Annotated in this window: 21 protein-coding genes and 1 tRNA gene; 19 read left to right on the top strand and 3 right to left on the bottom strand. The window is 53.0% G+C overall.

Features of this window, described 5'->3' with window-relative positions; all coding sequences use genetic code 11:
- The first annotated feature begins 59 nt into the window (after nt 1-59).
- Nucleotides 60-135 (top strand) — tRNA-Gly (locus tag DXU84_RS20100).
- A gap of 314 nt (nt 136-449) precedes the next feature.
- Here the strand turns inward: DXU84_RS20100 and queG are convergent.
- Nucleotides 450-1,604 (bottom strand): tRNA epoxyqueuosine(34) reductase QueG, encoded by a 1,155-nt coding sequence (gene queG / locus DXU84_RS20105; RefSeq protein WP_153376576.1) that lies wholly within the window; start codon nt 1,602-1,604, stop codon nt 450-452.
- Between queG and nnr the strand changes: the two genes are divergently transcribed.
- The 15 genes from nnr to DXU84_RS20180 all read left to right on the top strand — a co-directional run bounded on the left by nnr (nt 1,603) and on the right by DXU84_RS20180 (nt 19,952).
- Nucleotides 1,603-3,117 carry a bifunctional ADP-dependent NAD(P)H-hydrate dehydratase/NAD(P)H-hydrate epimerase gene (gene nnr / locus DXU84_RS20110; RefSeq protein WP_153376577.1) on the top strand — a complete coding sequence of 505 codons (1,515 nt, stop codon included), beginning with the start codon at nt 1,603-1,605 and terminating at the stop codon, nt 3,115-3,117. The genes queG and nnr overlap by 2 nt on opposite strands.
- Before the next feature lie 10 nt (nt 3,118-3,127).
- On the top strand, nt 3,128-3,595 hold the full coding sequence (gene tsaE / locus DXU84_RS20115) for a tRNA (adenosine(37)-N6)-threonylcarbamoyltransferase complex ATPase subunit type 1 TsaE (RefSeq protein WP_013573759.1): 468 nt from the start codon (nt 3,128-3,130) through the stop codon (nt 3,593-3,595).
- 7 nt (nt 3,596-3,602) lie between these two features.
- Complete coding sequence (gene amiB, locus DXU84_RS20120) at nt 3,603-5,369, top strand: N-acetylmuramoyl-L-alanine amidase AmiB (protein WP_119261158.1); 1,767 nt, start codon at nt 3,603-3,605, stop codon at nt 5,367-5,369.
- A 31-nt stretch (nt 5,370-5,400) separates the two neighbouring features.
- Nucleotides 5,401-7,320, top strand: a complete 1,920-nt coding sequence (gene mutL / locus DXU84_RS20125; protein ID WP_014411561.1) for a DNA mismatch repair endonuclease MutL — start codon at nt 5,401-5,403, stop codon at nt 7,318-7,320.
- Nucleotides 7,313-8,254: a tRNA (adenosine(37)-N6)-dimethylallyltransferase MiaA gene (gene miaA / locus DXU84_RS20130; protein ID WP_013573762.1), complete on the top strand. Its 942-nt coding sequence runs from the start codon at nt 7,313-7,315 to the stop codon at nt 8,252-8,254. The genes mutL and miaA overlap by 8 nt, the downstream gene beginning before the upstream one ends.
- A 114-nt stretch (nt 8,255-8,368) precedes the next feature.
- Nucleotides 8,369-8,677 (top strand): RNA chaperone Hfq, encoded by a 309-nt coding sequence (gene hfq, locus DXU84_RS20135; protein ID WP_013573763.1) that lies wholly within the window; start codon nt 8,369-8,371, stop codon nt 8,675-8,677.
- A 98-nt stretch (nt 8,678-8,775) separates the two neighbouring features.
- Nucleotides 8,776-10,080, top strand: a complete 1,305-nt coding sequence (gene hflX, locus DXU84_RS20140) for a ribosome rescue GTPase HflX (protein WP_013573764.1) — start codon at nt 8,776-8,778, stop codon at nt 10,078-10,080.
- A 33-nt stretch (nt 10,081-10,113) separates the two neighbouring features.
- Nucleotides 10,114-11,412, top strand: a complete 1,299-nt coding sequence (gene hflK / locus DXU84_RS20145) for an FtsH protease activity modulator HflK (protein ID WP_013573765.1) — start codon at nt 10,114-10,116, stop codon at nt 11,410-11,412.
- 2 nt (nt 11,413-11,414) lie between these two features.
- Nucleotides 11,415-12,413: a protease modulator HflC gene (hflC, locus tag DXU84_RS20150; protein WP_013573766.1), complete on the top strand. Its 999-nt coding sequence runs from the start codon at nt 11,415-11,417 to the stop codon at nt 12,411-12,413.
- Nucleotides 12,414-12,511: 98 nt separating this feature from the next.
- Nucleotides 12,512-12,712 carry a DUF2065 domain-containing protein gene (locus DXU84_RS20155; RefSeq protein ID WP_013573767.1) on the top strand — a complete coding sequence of 67 codons (201 nt, stop codon included), beginning with the start codon at nt 12,512-12,514 and terminating at the stop codon, nt 12,710-12,712.
- 144 nt (nt 12,713-12,856) lie between these two features.
- Entirely contained in the window at nt 12,857-14,155 is a 1,299-nt protein-coding gene (locus DXU84_RS20160; RefSeq protein ID WP_013573768.1) for an adenylosuccinate synthase, read from the top strand.
- Nucleotides 14,156-14,382: 227 nt separating this feature from the next.
- Nucleotides 14,383-14,808, top strand: coding sequence for a nitric oxide-sensing transcriptional repressor NsrR (nsrR, locus tag DXU84_RS20165; protein ID WP_013573769.1), 426 nt, complete (start codon nt 14,383-14,385; stop codon nt 14,806-14,808).
- Between the two features lie 41 nt (nt 14,809-14,849).
- The gene (rnr, locus tag DXU84_RS20170) at nt 14,850-17,348 is read left to right on the top strand and encodes a ribonuclease R (protein ID WP_112152034.1); all 2,499 of its coding nucleotides are present in this window, start codon (nt 14,850-14,852) and stop codon (nt 17,346-17,348) included.
- Nucleotides 17,349-17,440: 92 nt separating this feature from the next.
- Nucleotides 17,441-18,184, top strand: a complete 744-nt coding sequence (gene rlmB, locus DXU84_RS20175; RefSeq protein ID WP_014411562.1) for a 23S rRNA (guanosine(2251)-2'-O)-methyltransferase RlmB — start codon at nt 17,441-17,443, stop codon at nt 18,182-18,184.
- A gap of 136 nt (nt 18,185-18,320) precedes the next feature.
- Entirely contained in the window at nt 18,321-19,952 is a 1,632-nt protein-coding gene (locus tag DXU84_RS20180) for an isovaleryl-CoA dehydrogenase (RefSeq protein WP_013573772.1), read from the top strand.
- Here DXU84_RS20180 and bsmA read toward each other — a convergent pair whose 3' ends face one another.
- Both bsmA and DXU84_RS20190 read right to left on the bottom strand, forming a co-directional pair.
- Nucleotides 19,953-20,264, bottom strand: coding sequence for a biofilm peroxide resistance protein BsmA (bsmA, locus tag DXU84_RS20185; protein ID WP_112152036.1), 312 nt, complete (start codon nt 20,262-20,264; stop codon nt 19,953-19,955). It abuts the gene before it with no gap.
- Nucleotides 20,265-20,360: 96 nt separating this feature from the next.
- Nucleotides 20,361-22,310 (bottom strand): methyl-accepting chemotaxis protein, encoded by a 1,950-nt coding sequence (locus tag DXU84_RS20190; RefSeq protein WP_153376579.1) that lies wholly within the window; start codon nt 22,308-22,310, stop codon nt 20,361-20,363.
- Between the two features lie 279 nt (nt 22,311-22,589).
- Between DXU84_RS20190 and yjfP the strand changes: the two genes are divergently transcribed.
- The 3 genes from yjfP (at nt 22,590) to priB (ending at nt 24,205) form a co-directional block, all read left to right on the top strand.
- The gene (yjfP, locus tag DXU84_RS20195; protein WP_153376580.1) at nt 22,590-23,339 is read left to right on the top strand and encodes an esterase; all 750 of its coding nucleotides are present in this window, start codon (nt 22,590-22,592) and stop codon (nt 23,337-23,339) included.
- Nucleotides 23,340-23,489: 150 nt separating this feature from the next.
- On the top strand, nt 23,490-23,882 hold the full coding sequence (gene rpsF, locus DXU84_RS20200; protein ID WP_013573776.1) for a 30S ribosomal protein S6: 393 nt from the start codon (nt 23,490-23,492) through the stop codon (nt 23,880-23,882).
- 5 nt (nt 23,883-23,887) lie between these two features.
- Nucleotides 23,888-24,205, top strand: coding sequence for a primosomal replication protein N (priB, locus tag DXU84_RS20205; RefSeq protein WP_013573777.1), 318 nt, complete (start codon nt 23,888-23,890; stop codon nt 24,203-24,205).

The raw sequence follows: 24,205 nt of genomic DNA on the forward strand, positions 1-24,205 counted from the left end.
GTTTCAAAGGCTGTGCATTTATAGCAAATGCCAGTACAGCAGATGTCAGACATCTCAATGCGGGAATAGCTCAGTTGGTAGAGCACGACCTTGCCAAGGTCGGGGTCGCGAGTTCGAGTCTCGTTTCCCGCTCCAGTTTTCTTCTTCAGTTCAAAATCATTTCTTAACGCTTTCTTCCTGCATTTTCTGTGCATAAATGACGTGATCATTACACGATTTGTAGTAATGTTTTAAACAGACTTATCCACAGGTTTAGTTGTTTTTTTACACTGTCTGTTTTTTGCGCCCGCCATATTGCCAAAATATAACTTGTTGATTTAAATCAATATAAATTTATAAAGAAACGTTATGACGATCACTTGCTCTTTTTTTTGCACTTGATTGGCAAAGCATTTTTATTTTTATGCACAGAAAATATCGCTTTTCTCATGCATTGCTTTGGGGAATGGTTATGCATCCCTTGGCAAACCCTTTTCCACTGCGCGGATCAGGCGTTTTTGCTGTGAAGTTTGCACTTCTATCCGATGTTCATTCCTTCTTTCTGTCTGCTGTGCGATTGCCCAACTGATATGTTCATCCAGCAACGCATTTTCCCCTTCCCGCGACTGTAAGGCATTAAGCACGTCTTCCGAATAGGGCGCATTGCCCAGCGCCACTGCAATATTGCGCAGCCAGCGCAGATGTCCGATACGCCGGATCGGCGAACCTTCCGTGATACGCAAAAATTTTTCTTCCGCCCAGCTAAACAATTCAATCAGCTCTGGTGCATGCAGCGCGGCGCGCGGGCTGAAATCTTCTTCATCCGTCAGTTGCGAATAGCGATTCCAGGGGCAAATCAGCTGGCAATCATCGCAGCCGTAGATACGGTTACCCATCAGCGCGCGGAATTCTTCCGGTATTGCGCCTTCCAGCTCAATGGTCAGATAGGAAATACAGCGGCGGGCATCGACGGTATAAGGCGCAACAATGGCACCGGTCGGGCAAGTGGTGATGCAGGCTACGCACTTTCCGCATTTCTCTTCCTGCGGCTGATCGACAGGCAGGGGCAAATCAATCAGTAGTTCGCCAAGAAAGAACCATGAACCGGATTCACGGTTAAGAATGAGTGAGTGTTTACCAACCCAGCCAAGACCGGCTTTCTCCGCCAGCGGGCGTTCCATCACGGGGGCGGAATCGACAAAAGGGCGAAAGGTGACGGTCTGATCAGCGTGTTCAGTACAATGCGCCTGAATCATATCGCCGAGTTTTTTCAGACGCTGGCGCAAGACTTTGTGATAGTCACGTCCAAGGGCATAGCGGCTGACGTAGCCGAGTTGCGGATTATTCAGGATTTTGGCAAAGGCCGCTTTGGCGGGTAAATAATTCATGCGCACGCTGATCACCCGCAATGTGCCGGGCAGAAGTTCATGCGGCCGTGCGCGTAACATGCCGTGGCGCGCCATCCATTCCATCTCGCCATGATATTGTTTATCAAGCCAGTCTTGCAGTTTAGGCTCTTCGGCAGATAAGTCTGTATCGCAGATGCCAACCTGCTGGAAGCCTAGCGATTGGCCCCATTGCTTGATATGTTGAGCCAGTTGAACGAGATCGAGAGGGAGTGTCATGACGAACCAACGTGAAAAACGAAACGAGGCGAGTTTACCACATTCTGTGTTTTCTGCTGACTGGCTGCGACAGGCTGAACGCCAGGCGGCGCAGGAAACGGGGATTTCTCTGTTTACACTGATGCAACGTGCGGCAAAAGCCGCTTTTTTACTGGCGCAGCGTGAGTTTCCGCAAACCCGCCACTGGCTGATTTTGTGTGGCCACGGTAATAACGGTGGCGACGGTTTTGAAGTTGCGCGTCTGGCGAAAACTGCAGGCATAAGCGTGACGCTGCTGGCCGTGGCAGGCAGCAAGCCGCTGCCAGAAGAGGCAGAAACAGCGCGGCAGGATTGGCTGAAAAGCGGCGGCACGGTTAACCCTGCGGACTTTGCATGGCCGCAGGACGCTGATCTGATTATCGATGGTTTGCTTGGCACCGGTTTATCTTCCGCGCCGCGAGCACCTTATGACGGGCTGATTGAAGCCATGAACTCGGCGTCTTTGCCTGTCATCTCTTTAGATATCCCTTCCGGTCTTGATGCGCAAACAGGTCAGACTGCGGGGAAGGCGGTTCACGCCACGCATACGATCAGTTTCATCGCCCTGAAACCCGGTTTACTGACCGGGCAGGCGCGCGACTACACCGGCAAATTACACTGCGATGCGCTGGGGCTGGAAAGCTGGCTGGGCGGGCATCTTGCTCCCTTACAACGGCTGGATGCGTCACAATTAGGCGCATGGCTGCACCCGCGTCGCCCTTGTTCTCACAAGGGCGAACACGGGCGTTTGCTGGTAGTGGGCGGCGATACCGGTTTTGCGGGGGCGATCCGCATGGCTTCGGAAGCCGCGTTGCGTAGTGGAGCCGGGCTGGTGCGAGTACTCACTCACAAAGAACATGCCGGACCGTTACTGACCGCGAGACCTGAGCTGATGGTGCAGGAACTCACCGCAGAGTCGCTCGATGAAGGGCTTGAATGGGCGGATGTGTTAGTCATCGGTCCCGGTCTGGGTCAGAAAGAATGGGGCAAACAGGCGGTAGAACGCGCAGAAAATTGGGATAAACCGGCCTTATGGGACGCTGATGCGCTTAACCTGCTGGCAATCAATCCGCGGAAACGGCAAAATCGTGTGCTGACGCCCCATCCGGGCGAAGCGGCACGTTTGTTAGGTTGCAGCGTGAACGAAATTGAAAGTGACCGCTTACTTTCAGCGAAGAAACTCACGGAGCGATATGGCGGCGTGGTGGTGCTCAAAGGTGCCGGCACTCTGATTGCCAGTGAGCGTGGCGAGATGGCGGTCGCGGATGTCGGCAATGCCGGTATGGCATCCGGCGGCATGGGCGACGTACTTTCTGGTATTATCGGCGGCCTGCTGGCTCAGAAACTGAATAGTTATGATGCGGCCTGCGCGGGCTCAGTAGTGCATGGTGCTGCCGCAGACGAAATTGCCCACCGGCAGGGAACTCGCGGTATGCTGGCAACTGATCTTTTAGCGGTGATTGCCCCGTTAGTTAATCCAGACCTGAAGAAATAGATATCACTGAATGAATCAACTTAATATCTCTTTACCCGACGAAGCGGCAACGTTGCAACTAGGTGCTTCCCTGGCGAAAGCCTGTGAAGGTTCAACGGTTATCCATCTTTATGGCGATCTGGGAGCCGGTAAAACAACCTTTAGCCGGGGATTTCTTCAGGCATTAGGGCATCAGGGCAATGTGAAAAGCCCGACCTACACACTGGTCGAGCCTTATCAGCTGGAAAAGATTGCCGTGTATCATTTTGATTTATATCGCCTTGCTGATCCGGAAGAACTGGAGTTTATGGGGATCCGCGATTATTTCGCACAGGACGCTATTTGTCTGGTGGAATGGCCACAGCAGGGGGCAGGTGTGTTGCCAGAACCGGATATTGAACTGACGCTGGATTATTCCCTGACCGGTCGCACCGCGAAGCTGGTGGCGGTTTCTGAATCTGGCATAAAATTGCTGCATCGTGTTCAACAGCAAGGATGATCACGCGATGAACTCACGTTTTACCTCTCTTTATATTTCAGCCGCGATGTTGTTATCGACGCTGATATTGTTTGCTGTGCTCGCCTCACCGGTTTTTGCAGCAGGCATGAAAAACATCAATGTTTCCAACGGTGCCACGCAATCTACCGTTACGATTACATTTGATGGCTCACCGGATTACTCTTTTTTCCCTCTGCACAACCCTGAACGCGTAGTGATGGATATCCGTCAGGACGGCGTGATGAAAGGCTTGCCGTTGAATTTCAACGGTCAGAATCTGGTGACGCGTGTGCGTGCCAGTACGCCGCCCAATGCGCAGAGTCAGCGTCTGGTATTTGAACTGAATCAGAAAGTCAGAACCAACGCCACTAAACAAAAAGACGGCGGCCAGTACACCGTGGTGCTGACCATGAACGCCTCTGCTCCGGCACGTCAGCGTGCACCGGTTGCCGTGGCGACCAACACGCCATCGCCAAATGCGGGCAAAATGATTACGCCTTCCGAAAAATCAAACCCGTTTACCAATGATCAGACTAAAGTCGTAGCTACTACGGTGGCGCCGGATAACTCACGCTCTTCTACCGTGTCGACCAGTGACAGCAGGATAATTGTCGCGATTGACGCCGGTCATGGCGGGCAGGATCCTGGCGCAATTGGCGCGGGCGGGCTGAAAGAAAAAAATGTCACCATCTCTATCGCCCGTAAATTACAGGCGATTCTGAATGCCGACCCGATGTTCCAGCCGGTCTTGACCCGCGACGGTGATTACTTTATTTCCGTCATGGGACGTTCCGATGTGGCGCGTAAGAAAAACGCTAATGTGCTGGTTTCCATTCACGCAGATGCCGCGCCAAGCCGCAGCGCGCGTGGTGCATCAGTCTGGGTGCTGTCGAACCGTCGTGCTAACAGCGAAATGGGTAACTGGCTGGAGCAGCACGAGAAACAATCAGAACTGCTCGGCGGCGCCGGGGATGTGCTGGCGAATACCGCTTCAGACCCGTATCTCAGTCAGGCAGTGCTGGATTTACAGTTCGGTCATTCACAACGTGTGGGTTATGACGTCGCGACCCGTGTTCTGCGCGAACTGCGATCCGTTGGCTCTTTGCATAAAGCGAAGCCTGAGCACGCCAGTTTAGGCGTGTTGCGTTCGCCGGATATTCCTTCCCTGCTGGTGGAAACCGGCTTTATCAGTAATTCAACTGAGGAGCGGCTGCTGGGCAGCAGCGCGTACCAGGATAAAATTGCGAGGGCTATCCACATCGGCCTGCGTAATTATTTCCAGTCGCATCCGATACAAAACGGCCCAAAGGTCGAAAACCGTCCGCTGCTGGCCTCATCAGCAGCGGCGGCAGACAGTAGTGCGACAACCCGCTCTGCCGTGAGTCAGCCAGGTCCGATTGAAGTGACTGCCGGGGCAGCCGGTGCCACGCAGATCCATAAAGTGACACGGGGTGAAACCCTGACCGGGATCGCGAACAGCTATGGCACGACAAATGCGGCACTGCGCGACCTCAATAAGTTGAAAAAAGACGGCGTCTGGGTCGGCCAGCGATTGAAAGTCCCTGCGGGAACCCGCACATCTTCAATAGCCGCAGCACCGGATTCGACAGCAAAAACGGCGAAGAAACCCGCGAAACATAAAGTGAAACGCGGCGATACGCTGTCGGCGATCGCCAGTAAATATGGTGTCAGCATGAACGACATCAGAACCGCAAATCATATGAAGTCTGGCGAGGTACAGCTCGGCCAAACCTTAACTATTCCACAGTCATAGGCGGGAATAACCGTCTGCCACAGGAGCCGCTATGCCGATCAAGGTACTGCCGCCGCAACTTGCTAACCAGATAGCAGCGGGCGAAGTTGTCGAAAGACCGGCTTCCGTGGTGAAGGAACTGGTGGAAAACAGCCTTGATGCGGGCGCGACGCGTATTGATATTGATATCGATCGCGGTGGCGCCAAGCTTATCCGCATTCGCGACAACGGCTGCGGGATTGGCAAAGACGATCTGGCGCTGGCGCTGGCACGTCATGCCACCAGTAAAATCACCTGTCTTGATGATCTGGAAGCAATCCTGAGCCTCGGATTTCGTGGCGAAGCGCTGGCCAGTATCAGCTCGGTATCGCGCCTGATTCTGACATCGCGCACCGCAGAGCAGAATGAAGCCTGGCAGGCCTATGCCGAAGGACGGGATATGGCGGTGACGATCAAACCGGCGGCGCATCCGCAAGGCTCGACGGTTGAAGTGCTGGATCTGTTTTACAATACGCCCGCCCGCCGTAAATTCATGCGTACTGAGAAAACCGAATTCACCCATATCGATGAAGTTGTCCGGCGAATTGCGCTGGCGCGCTTTGACGTTTCCGTCAATCTCAGCCACAACGGCAAACTCATCCGTCAGTATCGCGCGGTGAAAGACCGTTCACAGTTCTCCCGCCGTCTGGCCAGTATTTGTAGCCCGGCGTTTGTCGAGCACGCACTGGAAGTGGAATGGAGCCACGGTGATCTGGCGATCCGTGGCTGGGTCGCCGATCCGGCGGGTTCGCGCAGTCTGACAGATATGCAGTATTGCTATGTGAACAACCGCATGATGAAAGATCGCCTGATTAATCACGCGATCCGCCAGGCGTATCAGGATCAGCTCAAAGATGATCAGCAGCCCGCGTATGTGCTTTATCTGGATGTCGATCCGCATCAGGTGGATGTGAATGTGCATCCGGCAAAACACGAGGTGCGTTTCCATCAGTCGCGGCTGGTACATGATTTTATTTATCAGGCGGTGATGTCCGTATTGCAGCAGGCCGGGGCACCCGTTCTTGACGAGCCACAGCTTCAGGAAGATACGCCGCGCTGGCAGCAGGAAAATCGTCAGGCGGCGGGTGGCAATCATTTCTCGCAGCCGGCAGAACGCAAAGTGCCGGCATCGCGGGAAAACAATTCCCCGCGCGAAAATGTGTTTCCTCAAACTGCCCGCGCCAGCCAGCCACGTGAATCTGCTTATCGCAGCACGGAACCTGCTTACAATCCTTCAGAAAGCAAAGCTTACGGACGTTTGTTGCAGCCCGCGCCGGAGTCGTTTTCCTTACAGGAACCGGCACCTGCTGTGGCACAGCCCGCTAAGCCCGCCGTTTCAGTGGCCCGTACACTGACGGAACCGGCGCTGGAATCGCACAGCCAGAGTTTCGGGCGCGTTCTGACGGTATGTTCCGCGGAATATGCGTTACTTGAGCGCGGCAAACAACTGGTGTTGCTGGCGTTACCGGTGGCCGATCGCTGGCTGAAATGGGCGCAGCTGACACCACCCGAAGAAGGATTGCGGCCGCAGCCGTTATTAATTCCGCTGAAGCTGACAATGCAGAAAGAAGAGACCGCCGTGCTGGCGCGCCATCAGGCGTTATTACAGCATTTTGGTTTAGAAATGCTCAGTGAGTCACAGCGTGTGACGGTTCGCGCGGTACCTTTACCATTACGCCAACAAAATTTACAAAAGTTGATACCTGATCTGTTAGGTTACCTTGCTGTTCAGCAGGAGGTGACTTCTGATGCGGTAGCTATGTGGTTTGCCCGCCACTGCGGCTGCGAGCATGAGGTCTGGACGATTTCGCAAGCCATACAATTACTCACGGATGTTGAGCGTCTTTGCCCGCAATTGGTGAAATCGCCCCCGTCCGGCCTTCTGCAACCTCTTGATTTACAGTCCGCGCTGGCGGCTTTTAAGCATGACTGATTCTGAAAACAACGCACTTCCCCCGGCAATCTTTATTATGGGGCCGACCGCCTCAGGTAAAACAGCATTGGCGATGTCGCTGCTGAAACACCTGCCTGTCGAGCTTATCAGTGTCGATTCCGCCCTGATTTATCGCGGGATGGATATTGGCACGGCGAAACCCACGGCAGAAGAGCTGGCTGAAGCACCGCACCGGTTGATTAATATTCTTGACCCGACGGTGGCTTATTCGGCGGCTGACTTTCGTCGAGACGCATTACGCGAAATGGCAGAAATAACCTCGCGCAATAAGATCCCGTTATTGGTAGGTGGGACTATGCTTTATTTCAAGGCATTGCTTGAAGGTCTTTCCCCTTTGCCACCTGCTGATCCTGTCGTGCGCGAGCGTATCGAAAAGCAGGCTGCAGAACAGGGTTGGGAGGCGTTACATGACCAGTTGCGCAAAATAGATCCCGTTGCGGCTATGCGAATTCATCCGAATGATCCGCAGAGACTGTCCAGAGCACTGGAAGTTTTTTTTATTTCGGGTAAAACTTTAACGGAACTGACTAAAATTTCGGGTGAAACATTACCCTATCGCGTACATCAGTTTGCGATTGCGCCGACCCGCCGGGAATTATTACATGCGCGGATCGAGGAACGTTTTAGTCAGATGTTGTCCAATGGTTTTGAAGACGAAGTCAGAACGCTGATAGCCCGGGGCGATTTGCATACAGATTTGCCTTCCATTCGTTGTGTGGGTTATCGCCAGATGTGGTCATATTTGTCTGGTGAATTCGATTACGATGAAATGGTTTATCGTGGTGTTTGCGCGACACGACAGCTGGCCAAACGTCAGATGACCTGGTTGCGAGGTTGGGAGAGTGTCGAATGGCTCGATTCTGAGAAGCCAGAAGAGGCCTTAAACCGTGTAATTCAGGTTGTTAGTGCATAGGTTGGGTGATTGTGTACAATTGATCAGTACTCAGCGCGCAAATTTTTTATGTGATTTATTTTCGAGCCGATAGGCTCAAAGTTACAAACAACAAACTAATAAGGAAAAGATAGAATGGCTAAGGGGCAATCTTTGCAAGATCCGTTCCTGAACGCATTGCGTCGTGAACGTGTTCCGGTTTCTATTTACTTGGTGAATGGTATTAAGCTGCAAGGCCAGATTGAGTCTTTTGACCAGTTTGTCATTCTGTTAAAAAATACGGTTAGCCAGATGGTGTATAAACACGCTATCTCCACCGTAGTGCCTTCCCGCCCGGTGTCACACCATAGCAATAATCCAGGTTCGGGCAGCACCAACAATTATCACCAAGGTAGCACTCCGTCTGCGCAACAGCCGCAGCAGGAAAACGATGACGCTGAATAAAGCGCAACGTTGGTCAACCACGAAGGGGTTCATAAGTATTCCGATTATGCTTATGCACCCCCGGCTGGCGAATTTTTCCCAAATGAGAGGTCGCAAGCTTGTTTGACCGTTATGAAGCCGGTGAGCAGGCCGTACTGGTTCATATCTATTTCTCGCAGGACAAAGACACGGAAGACCTGAGCGAATTTGAATCGCTGGTATCTTCTGCAGGTGTAGAGGCGTTGCAAGTCGTCACCGGGAGCCGCAAGGCACCGCACCCAAAATACTTTGTCGGTGAAGGAAAGGCCCAAGAAATCGCAGATGCCGTCAAAGCAACGGGCGCCTCTGTCATCCTGTTTGATCACGCCTTGTCTCCCGGCCAGGAAAGAAACCTGGAAGCCTTATGCGAATGTCGAGTTGTCGACCGCACCGGATTGATATTAGATATTTTTGCCCAGCGGGCCCGAACACATGAAGGTAAGTTACAAGTAGAACTGGCGCAATTACGCCACATTGCTACCCGACTGGTTCGCGGCTGGACGCACCTTGAGCGGCAGGGCGGCGGCATTGGCGCGCGTGGCCCAGGTGAAACCCAGCTCGAAACTGACCGCCGTTTGTTGCGGGACAGAATCACTTTGATCCTCAGCCGTCTTGAAAAAGTGGCTAAGCAGCGTGAACAGGGGCGTCGTTCACGCGTTCGTGCGGATATTCCGACGGTGTCTTTGGTTGGGTATACCAACGCCGGGAAATCCACACTCTTTAACCGTATTACTCAGGCCGATGTCTACGTGGCCAATCAGTTGTTTGCTACGCTGGATCCTACGCTGCGCCGTATTATAGTGGCAGATGTCGGGGAGACGGTTTTGGCGGACACCGTAGGGTTTATTCGTCACCTGCCCCATGATTTGGTTGCGGCTTTTAAAGCAACGTTGCAGGAAACCCGACAGGCATCTCTGTTACTCCATGTGATTGATGCAGCGGACATCCGTGTTCAGGAAAATATTGACGCGGTGAATACGGTGCTGGCAGAGATCGAAGCAGATGAAATTCCTGCGCTGTTAGTGATGAACAAAATAGATATGCTGGATGACTTTGTTCCGCGTATCGACCGCAACGAGGAGAATTTGCCGGTCAGGGTCTGGCTCTCAGCCGTGACAGGTGAAGGTATTCCGTTGCTTTTCCAGGCATTAACGGAGCGACTCTCTGGCGAGATTGCGCAGCATGAATTGTGCTTACCGCCGGAAGCAGGCCGACTTCGTAGCCGTTTTTACCAGCTTCAGGCCATTGAAAAAGAATGGATTGAAGAGGATGGCAGTATTGGTCTGATGGTGCGAATGCCCATCGTTGACTGGCGTCGCCTCTGCAAACAAGAGCAGGAACTGGAAAGCTATGTCCGCAACCAGAGTCTGTCTGATTTGGCCTGAAGAACACCAATCATAGAATAATGGAGCTATAACATGGCGTGGAATCAGCCCGGTAATAACGGACAGGACCGCGACCCCTGGGGCAGCAGCAATAATAATAGCGGCAACTCTGGTGGAAATTCTGGTGGAAATAACGACAACAAAGGCGGCCGCAATCAGGGGCCACCTGATCTGGATGATATCTTCCGTAAACTCAGCAAAAAGCTGGGGGGCTTCGGTGGAAAAGGTTCAGGCAACAACAATAACAGCAACAATGGCGCACCAACGGGTTCCGGTCATGGGATGAGTGGTGGCCGGATTGTTGGCATCGCGGTCGCAGCGGTGGTGGTGATCTGGGCAGCAACGGGTTTCTATACCATTAAAGAAGCCGAGCGTGGCGTTGTGACCCGTTTTGGTAAGTTCAGCCATCTGGTTGAGCCTGGCCTGAACTGGAAACCGACCTTCATCGATCAAGTTCGTGCAGTAAACGTAGAATCGGTACGTGAACTTGCTGCGTCTGGTGTAATGCTGACGTCTGATGAGAACGTTGTGCGCGTTGAAATGAACGTGCAGTATCGCGTGACGGATCCTGAAGCTTATCTGTTCAGCGTCGCCAACCCTGACGACAGCCTGAGCCAGGCGACTGACAGCGCATTACGTGGCGTTATCGGCAAATACACGATGGATAAAATCCTGACGGAAGGCCGTACTACCGTGCGTAGCGATACCCAGCGTGTACTGGAAGAAACTATTCGTCCGTACAAAATGGGTATTACCATTCAGGACGTCAACTTCCAGACCGCGCGTCCGCCGGAAGAAGTGAAAGCTTCCTTCGATAACGCGATCGCCGCCCGTGAAAGAGAACAACAGTCTATTCGTGAAGCAGAAGCTTACGCGAACCAGATTCAGCCTCTGGCAAACGGTGAAGCACAGCGCTTACTGGAAGATGCTAAAGCCTATAAAGATCGTACGGTTCTGGAAGCGCAGGGTGAAGTGGCCCGTTTCTCCAAACTGTTACCTGAATATAAAGCCGCGCCGGAAATTACCCGCGAGCGTCTGTATATCGAAACCATGGAAAAAGTCCTCAGCCACACCCGTAAAGTGCTGGTGAGTGATAAAGGGAATAACCTGATGGTCTTGCCGCTGGATCAAATGCTGCGTGGAAATAACGCAGCAGCCAACGACACCAGCAAAAATGATGAAACAGGTTTGTTGCCTTCCGTTCCAGGTTTAACCAGCAGTAACAGTAAAAGCAGTGCCGATAACAGCAGTTCCCGTTCGTCTGGCAGTGTCATGGACCAGCGCCGTGCAAATGCACAGCGTGACGATACACTTCGCGTAGGGAGAGAATAACAATGCGTAAGTCATTTTTACTTATCGTCGTTGTGGTGCTGGTGGCGCTTTATGCTTCACTGTTTGTTGTTCAGGAAGGTCAGCGCGGTATTGTGCTGCGCTTTGGTAAAGTCCTGCGTGACAGCGATAATAAACCGCTGGTGTATGCGCCGGGCCTGCATTTTAAAGTTCCATTCGTGGAATCCATTAAAATGCTCGACGCGCGTATCCAGACCATGGATAACCAGGCTGACCGCTTCGTCACCAGCGAGAAGAAAGACTTAATCGTCGATTCTTACCTGAAATGGCGTATCAGTGATTTCAGCCGCTACTACCTGGCAACAGGCGGTGGTGATGTATCTCAGGCAGAAATTCTGCTGAAACGTAAATTCAGTGACCGTCTGCGTTCTGAAATTGGTCGTCTTGATGTGAAAGATATCGTGACCGATTCCCGTGGCCGTCTGACGCTGGATGTGCGTGATGCCCTGAACACCGGTAGCGTAGGCGATGAGCCTGAAGCGACCACCGAAGCCGATGATGCGATTGCCTCTGCAGCAAAACGTGTTGAGCAGGAAACTAAAGGTAAACAACCTGCGGTGAACCCGAACAGCATGGCGGCATTGGGGATCGAAGTGGTGGATGTACGTCTGAAACAAATCAACTTGCCGGAAGAAGTGTCCAGCGCGATTTACGATCGTATGCGTGCTGAGCGTAATGCGGTGGCATTGCGTCACATCTCTCAGGGTAAAGAAGAGGCGACCAAAATTCAGGCTGCTGCGGATTACGAAAGAACCCGTACCGTTGCTGAAGCAGAGCGTACTGCCCGTATCACCCGCGGTGAAGGAGATGCCGAAGCGGCGAAACTGTTTGCTGATGCGTTCAGCCAGGATCCTGACTTCTACGCATTCATCCGTAGCCTGCGAGCTTACGAGGCCAGCTTTAAGAGCGGCAACGACGTCATGGTGTTAAGCCCTGACAGCGATTTCTTCCGCTTTATGAAGTCACCTGAAAAAAATAAATAATTGCTTCTGCAATTTCCAAAAGGCCCTTCAGGGGCCTTTTGTCTTTTCTGAAATCCTTCTTTCTTTTTAGGGAAGGGATGTAATGAGAACGATTCATCATGAATGCGACAATCTGGCTGGCGCTGGCATTAGTTTTGGTTCTTGAAGGCCTGGGGCCGATGCTTTATCCAAAAACATGGCGAAAAATGATCCTCTCGCTGGCGAATCTTCCGGACACGGTTTTACGCCGTTTTGGTGGGGGTCTTGTGGTCGCAGGCTTCGTAATTTACTACATGTTGCGTAGTCGTCTGGGTGGATGAGGGTTTGTTACGCCGGGCTTGTCACGTCTCGCTGAGACCGGTAGCACGCAATTAAAATTTTTCCCGCAAACGTGTGCTAAAAGTGCTGGAAAGCACAGAATGAGATGTTAGAATCCTTTTTTAAGCAACCTGGTGATTCTTGAGATGGGTAAGAACGTCGTCGTACTCGGCACTCAATGGGGTGATGAAGGGAAAGGCAAGGTCGTAGACCTGCTTACTGAACGGGCTAAATATGTTGTGCGCTATCAGGGCGGTCACAACGCCGGTCACACTCTGGTTATCAACGGTGAAAAAACCGTTCTTCATTTAATTCCTTCTGGCATTCTGCGTGAAAACGTGACCAGCATCATCGGCAACGGTGTTGTACTGGCGCCTGACGCGTTGATGAAAGAAATGGGCGAACTTGAAGCTCGTGGCATCCCTGTACGCGAACGTCTGTTACTGTCTGAAGCTTGCCCGCTGATCCTGCCTTATCATGTCGCACTCGACATGGCGCGCGAAAAAGCGCGTGGCGATAAAGCGATCGGCACCACCGGTCGTGGCATCGGCCCGGCTTATGAAGATAAAGTAGCCCGTCGCGGTCTGCGCGTAGGCGATCTCTTCAACAAAGAAACTTTCGCTATCAAGCTGAAAGAAATCATCGAATACCATAACTTCCAGCTGGTGAACTACTACAAAGTAGAAGCCGTTGATTTCCAGAAAACGTTGGATGATGTGATGGCGATTGCCGACATCCTGACCGCAATGGTTGTTGACGTCTCTGAGCTGCTGGATGGCGCGCGTAAGCGTGGCGATCTGATCATGTTCGAAGGCGCGCAAGGCACGCTTCTGGACATCGACCACGGGACTTATCCGTACGTAACCTCTTCCAACACCACTGCTGGCGGCGTCGCTACCGGTTCAGGTATTGGTCCACGTTATGTTGATTATGTGCTCGGCATCGTGAAAGCCTACTCTACCCGCGTGGGTGCAGGTCCGTTCCCGACTGAACTGTTTGATGAAACCGGCGAATTCCTGCGCAAGCAAGGTAACGAGTTTGGCGCGACCACTGGCCGTAGCCGTCGTTGTGGCTGGCTGGACATCGTGGCGGTTCGCCGCTCTGTGCAGATCAACTCCCTGTCTGGTTTTTGTCTGACTAAACTGGATGTGCTGGACGGTCTGAAAGAAGTGAAGCTGTGTGTCGGTTACCGCATGCCTGATGGCCGTGAAATGACGACTACACCGCTGGCTGCTGAAGGCTGGGAAGGTATCGAGCCAATCTACGAAATCATGCCCGGCTGGACCGAAACCACCTTTGGGGTGAAAGAAGTCGAAAACCTGCCGCAGGCAGCGCTTAACTATATCAAGCGTATCGAAGAGCTGACTGAAGTGCCGGTTGATATTATCTCTACTGGCCCGGATCGTAGCGAAACGATGATTCTGCGTGACCCGTTTGATGCATAACAGTCAGAGCTGATTGTGTAAAAACGTCATAACCGGGCAAAATTGCCCGGTTTATTTTTTTCTGAATCCCTTCACTTGTTTACTTTCCATAAACCATCCACTATCTAAATGATTAGCTGCAAAGTTCGCGGCTGGTTTATCATCAAAGTGTCATAATAAACAATCATCTTCACCCTGTTGTCATTGCTGGTGTGGAAAGACCGGGTAATAGCTACCCAGAGGTATGTGTGCAGTTAACGAGTTTTACTGATTATGGTTTGAGAGCGTTGATTTATATGGCTTCGTTGCCTGACGATCAGATGACCAACATTTCGCAGGTCACCGAGGTTTACGGTGTATCGCGCAACCACATGGTGAAAATCATTAATCAGTTGAGCCGTGCTGGTCTGGTCACTGCCGTTCGCGGAAAGAACGGAGGTATTAAACTGGGCAAGCCCGCAGAGACCATTCGCATTGGCGACGTGGTGCGCGAACTGGAACCTCTTTCGCTGGTCAATTGCGCCAGCGACTTTTGTCACATCACGCCTGCATGCCGACTAAAACAAGTCCTGCACACTGCTGTAGAACATTTTCTTGATGAGCTGAATCAGTACACTCTGGCCGATATGGTCAAAGACAACTCAACGCTCTATAAATTATTGCTTGTTGAATGAAAGACTTTCAACAAACTGCTGATGACAACGGAGGAACCGCTATGTCACAAGATCCATTCCTGGAACGAGAAGCAGAAAAATACGAATCACCTATTCCCAGCCGTGAATTTATTCTGGAACATCTCGCGAAACGTGAAACCCCAGCCAGCCGGGAAGAAATTGGTAACGAACTGAATCTTTCCGGAGAAGAAGCGCTGGAAGCCCTGCGTCGCCGTTTACGCGCCATGGAGCGTGACGGCCAGTTAGTCTTTACCCGCCGCCAGTGCTACGCGCTGCCGGAGCGTCTGGACTTGCTGAAAGGCACGGTTATCGGCCATCGTGATGGTTACGGTTTCCTGCGCCTGGAAGGCGTGAAGAAAGACGATGTGTATTTGTCTGCTGAACAAATGAAAATGTGCATCCACGGTGACGTGGTCCTGGCACAACCAGTTGGAACCGACCGTAAAGGCCGCCGTGAAGCGCGCATCGTGCGTGTTCTGGTGCCTAAAATGAGCCAGATTGTGGGCCGTTACTTTACCGATGCGGGTGCCGGTTTTGTGGTACCCGACGACAGTCGTCTGAGCTTTGATATTCTGATCCCGGCCGATGCCATTAACGGCGCACGCATGGGATATATGGTGGTGGTCGAGCTGACACAGCGTCCGACCCGCCGTACCAAAGCGGTCGGTAAAATCGTTGAAGTCCTCGGCGATAAAATGGGCACCAGCATGGCGGTAGATATCGCCCTGCGTACCCATGAAATCCCGCACGTCTGGCCGCCACAGGTTCTCAAACAGGTCGAAGACCTGAGCGAACAGGTGCCGGAAGAAGCGAAAAAAGGTCGCGTGGATTTACGCAATCTGCCGCTGGTCACCATTGATGGTGAAGATGCCCGTGACTTCGATGACGCCGTGTACTGTGAGAAAAAACGTGGTGGTGGCTGGCGCCTGTGGGTGGCAATCGCCGACGTGAGCTATTACGTCCGTCACGGCACCGCGCTGGACGATGAAGCCCGCAGCCGCGCTACGTCGGTGTATTTCCCGTCACAGGTTGTGCCGATGCTGCCGGAAGTGCTGTCTAATGGCCTGTGTTCGCTGAACCCGCAGGTAGACCGCCTGTGTATGGTCTGTGAGATGACTATCTCCGCGCAGGGTAAACTGACCAGCTCTAAATTCTACGAGGCCGTGATGAGCTCTCACGCGCGTCTGACATACAACAAAGTCTGGCGCATCATCGAAGGCGACCCGGAACTGCGCGAGCAATATTCGCCGCTGGTTAAGCATCTGCTTGAACTGCACACCATGTACAAAGTGCTGGATCAGGCGCGTGCAGAACGTGGCGGTATCGCGTTCGAAACCGAAGAAGCGAAATTTATCTTCAATGCTGAGCGTCGTATCGAACGTGTCGAACCGACCGTACGTAACGATGCCCACAAACTGATCGAAGAGTGCATGATCATGGCGAACATTGCTGCGGCGCGTTTTGTTGAAAAACATAACGAACCGGCGCTGTTCCGCGTGCATGACCGTCCAAGCGATGACCATATCTCCGCGCTGAAAAGCGTGCTGGGTGAATTGGGTCTGGTGATGGGCGGCGGCATGAAACCTGAGCCGAAAGATTATGCTCAGATCATGGATGAACTGGCCGATCGTCCTGACCGCGAAATGCTGCAAACTATGTTGCTGCGTTCAATGAAACAGGCGATTTACGATCCGGAAAACCGTGGCCACTTTGGTCTGGCATTGCCTTCTTACGGGCATTTTACGTCGCCAATCCGTCGTTATCCGGATCTGGCATTGCACCGCGCGATCAAGTATCTGCTGGCGAAAGAGCACGGCACGTTGAAAGATCGCTGGACGCCAACCGGCGGCTGGCACAGTGATTACGAAGATATGTTGCAGCTCGGCGAGCATTGTTCGATGGCAGAACGCCGCGCGGACGAAGCCACCCGCAACGTGGCGGACTGGCTGAAGTGCGACTTCATGCAAGATCATGTGGGTGAAGTCTTCACCGGCATTATCGCCAGTGTCACCGGCTTTGGCTTCTTCGTCCGCCTCAACGATCTGTTCATCGACGGCCTGGTGCACGTGTCATCGCTCGACAATGATTATTACCGTTACGATAACATCGGTCAGCGTCTGGTGGGTGAATCCTCCGGTGCGGTTTATCGCCTGGGCGATACGGTAGAAATTCGTGTTGAAGCCGTGCATATGGACGAACGTAAAATCGATTTCGCGCTGGTTTCCAGCACCCGCAAAGCACGGGGTGAAGGCAAAACCGCGCGTGACCGCGCGAAAAAAGGTGGCGAACGTACCATGCGTTCTGCCGCGCCAGCTAATGCTGGCCGTCGCCGTACTGCTAAGAAAAACGTGAATTTTGAGCCGGACAGCGCGTTCCGCAAAGATGACGCAAAACCAGCCAAACCGAAGAAAGAGAAAGCGGTCAGTGCTGTGGGTAAAGACGGTAAACCGAAGAAAGCCAAAAAGCCTTCTGACAAAACTGCAAAAATTGCGGCGGCCACCAGAGCCAAGCGCGCGAAGAAAAAGCAGTCTGACAGCTAGTCCTTTCTGACGATTCTTCTATGATAGAATCGTCTGTAACCTTACTAAATTGCGGACAGCTTGCTGTCCGCAAGTCTATTTTAAAGAGCATCATGAGCGAAATTATCTACGGTATTCACTCCGTTAAAGCCTTACTCGACAACGATCCGCAACGCTTTCTGGAAGTCTTTATCCTGAAAGGCCGTGACGATAAACGCCTGAAACCGCTAATCGACGAGCTGGAAGCCAGCGGTATCGTGATCCAGGTGGCGAGCCGGCAGTGGCTGGATGAGAAATCCGAAGGTGCTGTGCATCAGGGGATTATTGCGCGTGTGCGCGAAGGCCGCCAGTATCAGGAAAATGACCTGCCTGCGTTGCTGGAAAGCCTCGATTGTCCGTTCCTGCTGGTGCTGGATGGCGTAACGGATCCACATAACCTGGGTGCCTGTCTGCGTACCGCGGATGCGGCGGGTGTTCACGCGGTGATTGTTCCGCGCGACCGTTCCGCGAAACTGAACGCCACCGCCAAAAAAGTTGCCAGCGGCGCCGCTGAAAACGTGCCGTTGATCAACGTGACCAATCTGGCGCGTACGTTGCGCGTATTGCAGGAACATAATGTCTGGATCGTCGGCACGGCCGGTGAAGCGGATCATGACCTGTTCCAGAGTAAAATGACCGGCCCGATGGCGCTGGTGATGGGCGCAGAAGGCGAAGGTATGCGCCGTCTGACCCGCGAACATTGCGACGAACTGATCAGCATCCCGATGGCGGGGAGCGTCTCTTCCCTGAATGTTTCCGTAGCCACCGGTGTTTGCCTGTTCGAAGCGGTACGTCAGCGCGGCCTGAAGAAAAGCTGATTGTCGTTTATTGATCCGCTGATTAAACGGGAGCCTCAGGGCTCCCGTTTGCATTTCTGCCTTTGTGATCTGTCCGCCTGTTAATTCCCCGTTTTTTACCATACTTACGCCATATCCTTTTAACAGGGAGCAGGCGATGGACTGGGAAACACACCGGGTTTTCAATCAACCCAAACCACTGAGTAACAGCAATTTATTCCTTTCCGACACCCCGTTGCGCGAAGCGGTTTCCCGCCAGCAGGCGGGCTGGGATGCCGATGTCCTGGCGTCCCTCGGGCAGCAGTTAGGCTCTGCAGAATCGCTGGAGCTGGGAAGGCTGGCGAATACCAATCCGCCCGATCTTTTGCGTTATGACACCACCGGTGAACGTCTTGATGACGTGCGTTTCCATCCTGCGTGGCATCTGCTGATGCAAGGGTTGATCGCCAACCGCGTGCACAATTTACCCTGGCAGGAAGATGCGCGTATCGGTTCGGTGGTGGCGCGTGCGGCGCGTTTTATTCTTCACGGTCAGGTTGAAGCGGGGACGTTATGCCCGGTGACGATGACATTTGGCGCGATCCCGTTGCTGCAAAAATATCTGCCGCCGGAGTTCAGTGGCTGGATGAAACCGCTGTTATCTGACCGTTATGATCCGCATCTGCAATCTGGCGATCAGAAGAAAGGCGTGCTGATCGGCATGGGCATGACGGAAAAACAGGGCGGCTCTGACGTGCTCAGCAACACCACGCGGGCGACGGCGCTGGAAGGACGCGGCAGCGGAAAACCTTATCATCTGGTGGGCCACAAATGGTTCTTCTCCGTGCCGCAAAGCGATGCGCATCTGGTGCTGGCGCAGACTGATGGCGGACTGTCCTGCTTCTTTCTGCCGCGCGTATTGCCAGACGGAACGCGTAATGCGATCCGCATCGAACGCCTGAAAGACAAACTGGGTAACCGTTCGAACGCCAGCAGCGAAGTGGAGTTTCAGAATGCCACCGGCTGGCTGCTGGGCGAAGAAGGCGAGGGCGTCCGCCATATCCTGAAAATGGGCGGTCATACGCGCTTTGACTGCGCGCTGGGCAGCCACGCTATGATGCGCCGGGCGTTGTCGGTAGCGCTTTACCACGCCTTCCAGCGGCAGGTTTTTGGTAAACCTCTTATCGAACAACCGCTGATGCGCCAGACGCTGAGCCGGATGGCACTGTTGCTGGAAGGGCAGACGATGTTGCTGATGCGTCTGGCTGCGGCGTCGGATGCGCAGGATAATCCGGCGGAAAAATTGTTATGCCGCCTGATGACGCCCGCTGCAAAGTTCGAAGTGTGCCGCCAGGGAATGCCGTTTGTGGCAGAGGCGATGGAAGTGCTGGGAGGGATTGGCTATTGCGAAGACAGCGAGTTGCCGCGTTTGTACCGTGAAATGCCGGTCAACAGTATCTGGGAAGGATCGGGAAACGTTATGTGTCTTGATGTGCTGCGCACGCTGAAAAAACTGCCTGCCAGCGCGGAAATGGTTCAGCAGATTTTGCATCAGGCGCGCGGACAAAACCGCGTCTTTGACCGGGCGTCGCGCCAGTTTTTACAACGGTTGCGCAGGCCGGAAGAAGCTCAGGGGCGCTGGCTTACCGGTCAGCTATTTAACCTGCTGACCGCGACGCAAATGCTGGAGTTTGCGTCGCCACCGCTAGCAGACGCCTGGTGCCGCCTGGTGCTTGATCCGCGTGGAGAAACGCTGTTGCCGGAACGTTTGTGCCAGTTGTTGCTTAACCGGGCGATCGGCGCTGAATAATCAGCGGTAGAGTGTGGCCTGTGAATACCAGCGGCCGGGAATAATAGTTTCGCTGTTAAACATGATCACATAGTAATGCGCACCCGCCGCATCGGCGCGGCGCTGCACTTCTGCTTCGGCATCCATCGGGCTGCCAATCACATCGACCGTGATGCTGCCAATTTTGGTGAGAGTGGAAGTCTGCGCACGGGTAATTTCCTGCGCTTTGGTTGTCACGGCAGGCGGCGGAACCGGCGTGGTTTGCATCAGATTACTGCAACCGCTTAGCGCAACCAGTAACAACAGCGCAGCGGAGATTCGGAGGGATTTCATCGTGATATCCGGTAAAAGGGCGATACCCTGAAGTGTAGCCCTTTCACCGGTGTGCTGGCGAGTCCGCGCGGTGTATATTGCCGCGCAATTCACGTCTTACCGTTCGGAAATTTTAAAGACGCTGACCAGTTGTGAGAGATGGCGGCCTTGTTCGCTGAGCGCCGCCGCAGTTTGCTGTGAATTCTCCACCAGCGTGGCGTTCTCCTGCGTCGCTTTACCAATCTGCATAATGGCAATGTTTACCTGTGAAATACCGGACGACTGCTCGTGCGAGGCCAGATCGATATCGCTCATCAGCACTTTGACCTGGCGAATACCCTGCAAAATATCGTTCATGTTTACCTGCGTTTTGGCTGCGCTCTGGTGGCCGTCCTCGACTTTGCTCAGGGAATCCGCGACCAGATTTTCAATCTCCTTCACCGCATTTGAACTGCGCTGTGCCAGCGCCCGGACTTCTGCAGCGACAACCGCGAATCCGCGCCCGTGCTCACCGGCTCTGGCGGCTTCTACGGCGGCGTTAAGGGCCAGAATATTGGTCTGGAAGGCGATGCCCTCGATGACGGTCGTGATATCCGCGATACGCGTTGAGGCGTGCTTAATGGCCTCCATGCTCTCAACCGACTGATTTACTGCATCAGCACCGACAGTGGCCGCTTTGTCGGTCTGTTGCACCAGTTGAGTGGCCTGTGTGGCATTGTCCGCCGTGTTCTGTACGGTAGCGGTGATCTGCTCCATGCTGGCTGAGGTTTCTTCCAGACTGCTGGCTTGCGTGCCGATCTGATGATTAATCTGCTCGCTGTCGTGCGCAAGTCCTTGCGTATTCATCATAATTTCAGAGGAAACCTGCCGGACTTCACCGACAATTTTTTCCAGCCCGTGGCCGATGCCGTCGATCGCATGCATCAGGGCACCAATTTCATCAACACGCTGGGTTTCAGCCCGCGCGCGCAGGTCACCGCTGGCATATTGTTGCGCAATACTCACGACGTCGCTCAGCGGGCGGCTGACCAGCTTGCGCGTCAGCCAGATAAACAGTGCAGCGAAACATGCCAGCGCCAGCAGGCTCACCATCAGGAAGTGATTACGCGTGCTGTTGACCTGTTCCACCAGGCTGTTTTTATCGGTACTGCCGACCACCACCCAATGCCAGGCCGGCACATTCGCATATACCATGAATTGCTGATGCTGGCTGGTTGCGTCAGTGTATTCACGCTGGCCTTTTGGCTGTGACATGACCTGCTGCAGTTCGCCTTCAGGCCACGCTGGCGTTTTTCCTTCATCAGTGAAGTGCACCAGATATTTACCGAGATCTTTACCGGGTGCGCTGTTCAGCACAAAGAAATAGCCTTTCTCGCCAATGCGTTTGGACAGGATCTTCTGGCGCATATCAGCATATTCCTGGGTGATATCCACACCCACAAATAAAATCCCAATCACGCTGCCCTGCGTATCGCGCACCGGCTGATATTTGGTGATGTATTTTTTGCCGAACAGCGTTGCCAGCCCGCTGAAAGGTTGCCCTGCCATAATCTGTGCGTAAGCCGGGCTGCTACTGTCGAGCAAGGTGCCGATGGCGCGGGTGCCGTCCTGTTTTTTCAGGGACGTGGTTACGCGGATAAAGTCATCGCCGCGGCGTGCAAACACTGTGGAAATTGCGCCGGTGCGCGCCAGAAAATCATCGGGGATTTTGCTATCCAGATTCAGTGGCGTACCGCCTGCTTTTATGACAGGTGCTGACTGATCGCCCACCATCATCGGGCTGGTAGTATCAAGTTCGAAATCCGATGGCAGAAAATGGCTGAACAGACGCGTATAGCTGTCCACTTCCGCATTCAGGCTGGCATTGTACATTTCGATCATGTCTACCACCCCGGTCACCTGCTCGGAAATGGCGTTAACGGCCAGTTCATTGACCTGCTTTCCGGCGGAGTGAGTCAGTGACAAAGTGAAAATAATAAATAAGGAACCGACCAGCAGGGAGGCGATGCTGGCCAGTTTTGCGCCAATGCTCCACCGTCGAAATGAGCGTTTTGATGCCGTTTTCATGGGTTTTTCCCGTTAGCTTCTGATAGCGCACTAACGGCGGAGAACGGGAAAGGATTAACGATCAAATGTAACTATTTATTTCATGTAAAATTGATCTGAATCAATGAAATAAATATAAATGCGTGAATTTGAATTAAGGTCAGCCAACTGAAAAATGCGGATTTTGAATAACGGGTTATAAATCATACGAAAAAGGTTGTGGTCGCCGTTTTGCAGACCCGTAGAATGTCAAAAATCACAGAGGCCGACATTTTTTCTAAATGCACAGGGGAAAGCACGATGGTTGAGATGTACGAAGAAAATATTGAAGGGATCCAGATCATTCATGCCGTGCCAGCCGGACAGTATCAGCAACAACTTCCGACGATTTTTTTCTATCATGGTTTTCTGTCTTCCAAAGAGATTTACTCATATTTCGGCTACACGCTGGCAAAGGCGGGTTTTCGCGTGATATTGCCTGATGCATTAATGCACGGTGCGCGCGCAGAAAACGACGAAGCGCGATGTCTGGCGAATTTCTGGAGCATTTTGCAGAACAACATTGATGAACTGGCGTGTCTGAAAGACGAGTTTGTCGGACGCGGTCTGGCGGATCCGCAGCGTTTAGGCGTCGCTGGCGTTTCGATGGGGGGCATGACCACCATGGCGGCGCTGATCAAATTCCCATGGATTAAAGCGGCGGCTAACCTGATGGGCTCTGGTTATTTCGCGCGTTTATCTCACCACCTTTTTCCAGCTTACAACGCCGGTGGCATTGTGCAGCGTGACGTATTTGAACGCGAAATCGCGCCTTTGCTGGGTCTGGATTTCACCGGGAAAGCGGCGTTAATCGCAGATATTCCGTTGTTTGTCTGGCACGGTGAAGAAGATGATGTGGTGCCTTTTGCTGAAAGCCAGCGCTTGCGGCAGGAACTGGCTGAAAGCGGTGCAGATGATAATCTGACCTTTATTTCTGAAGCTGGCGCGAAGCATAAAGTCTCGGTTCATGCGCTGGCAGAAGTCACGGCATTCTTCACTGCAAAGCTGTAGAGAAATTAATCTGCCTTTCTCCTTGAGTTTCCCACAGGCTGTACATATAATTGCGCGTCATTTTTTCGACCGCACACAAACACGTTCCTTGCTTCCATGGGCCGCGGTTGACCCTGACAGGAGGCTGAATAATCCGTAAGGAGCAATTCGATGCGTCATTACGAAATCGTTTTTATGGTTCACCCTGACCAAAGCGAACAGGTTCCGGGCATGATCGAGCGTTACAGTGCAGTAATCACTAACGCAGCTGGTCAGATTCACCGTCTGGAAGACTGGGGCCGCCGTCAACTGGCTTACCCGATCAACAAACTGCACAAAGCCCACTACGTTCTGCTGAACGTTGAAGCTCCGCAGGAAGCGATCGATGAGCTGGAAACTAACTTCCGCTTCAACGACGCCGTTATCCGTAGCATGGTTATGCGTACTAAACACGCGGTAACTGAAGCATCTCCAATGGTTAAAGCAAAAGACGAGCGTCGTGATCGCCGCGAAGACTTTGCTGAAGCTAACGATGATGCTGAAGCTGGGGATTCTGAAGAGTAATTGCCGTGACGGCGAATCGTCTGGTGTTGTCGGGCACTGTGTGCAAGACCCCCATTCGTAAAGTCAGTCCTTCGGGCATTCCACACTGCCAGTTTGTGCTAGAGCACAAATCGTCGCAGCAGGAAGCCGGATTTAACCGACAAGCATGGTGCAGAATGCCCGTGGTTGTCAGTGGACAAGCGTCACAAGCATTAACTCACAGTATAACGGTCGGCACGCAACTCACTGTGACCGGATTCATTAGCTGCCATCAAGGGCGCAATGGTCTGAATAAAGTGGTGTTACATGCCGAGCAGATTGATTTGATAGATTCTGGAGACTAG

Source organism: Rahnella sp. RcJ3, assembly GCF_009498575.1.
GTDB classification, from domain to species: Bacteria; Pseudomonadota; Gammaproteobacteria; order Enterobacterales; family Enterobacteriaceae; genus Rahnella; species Rahnella aceris.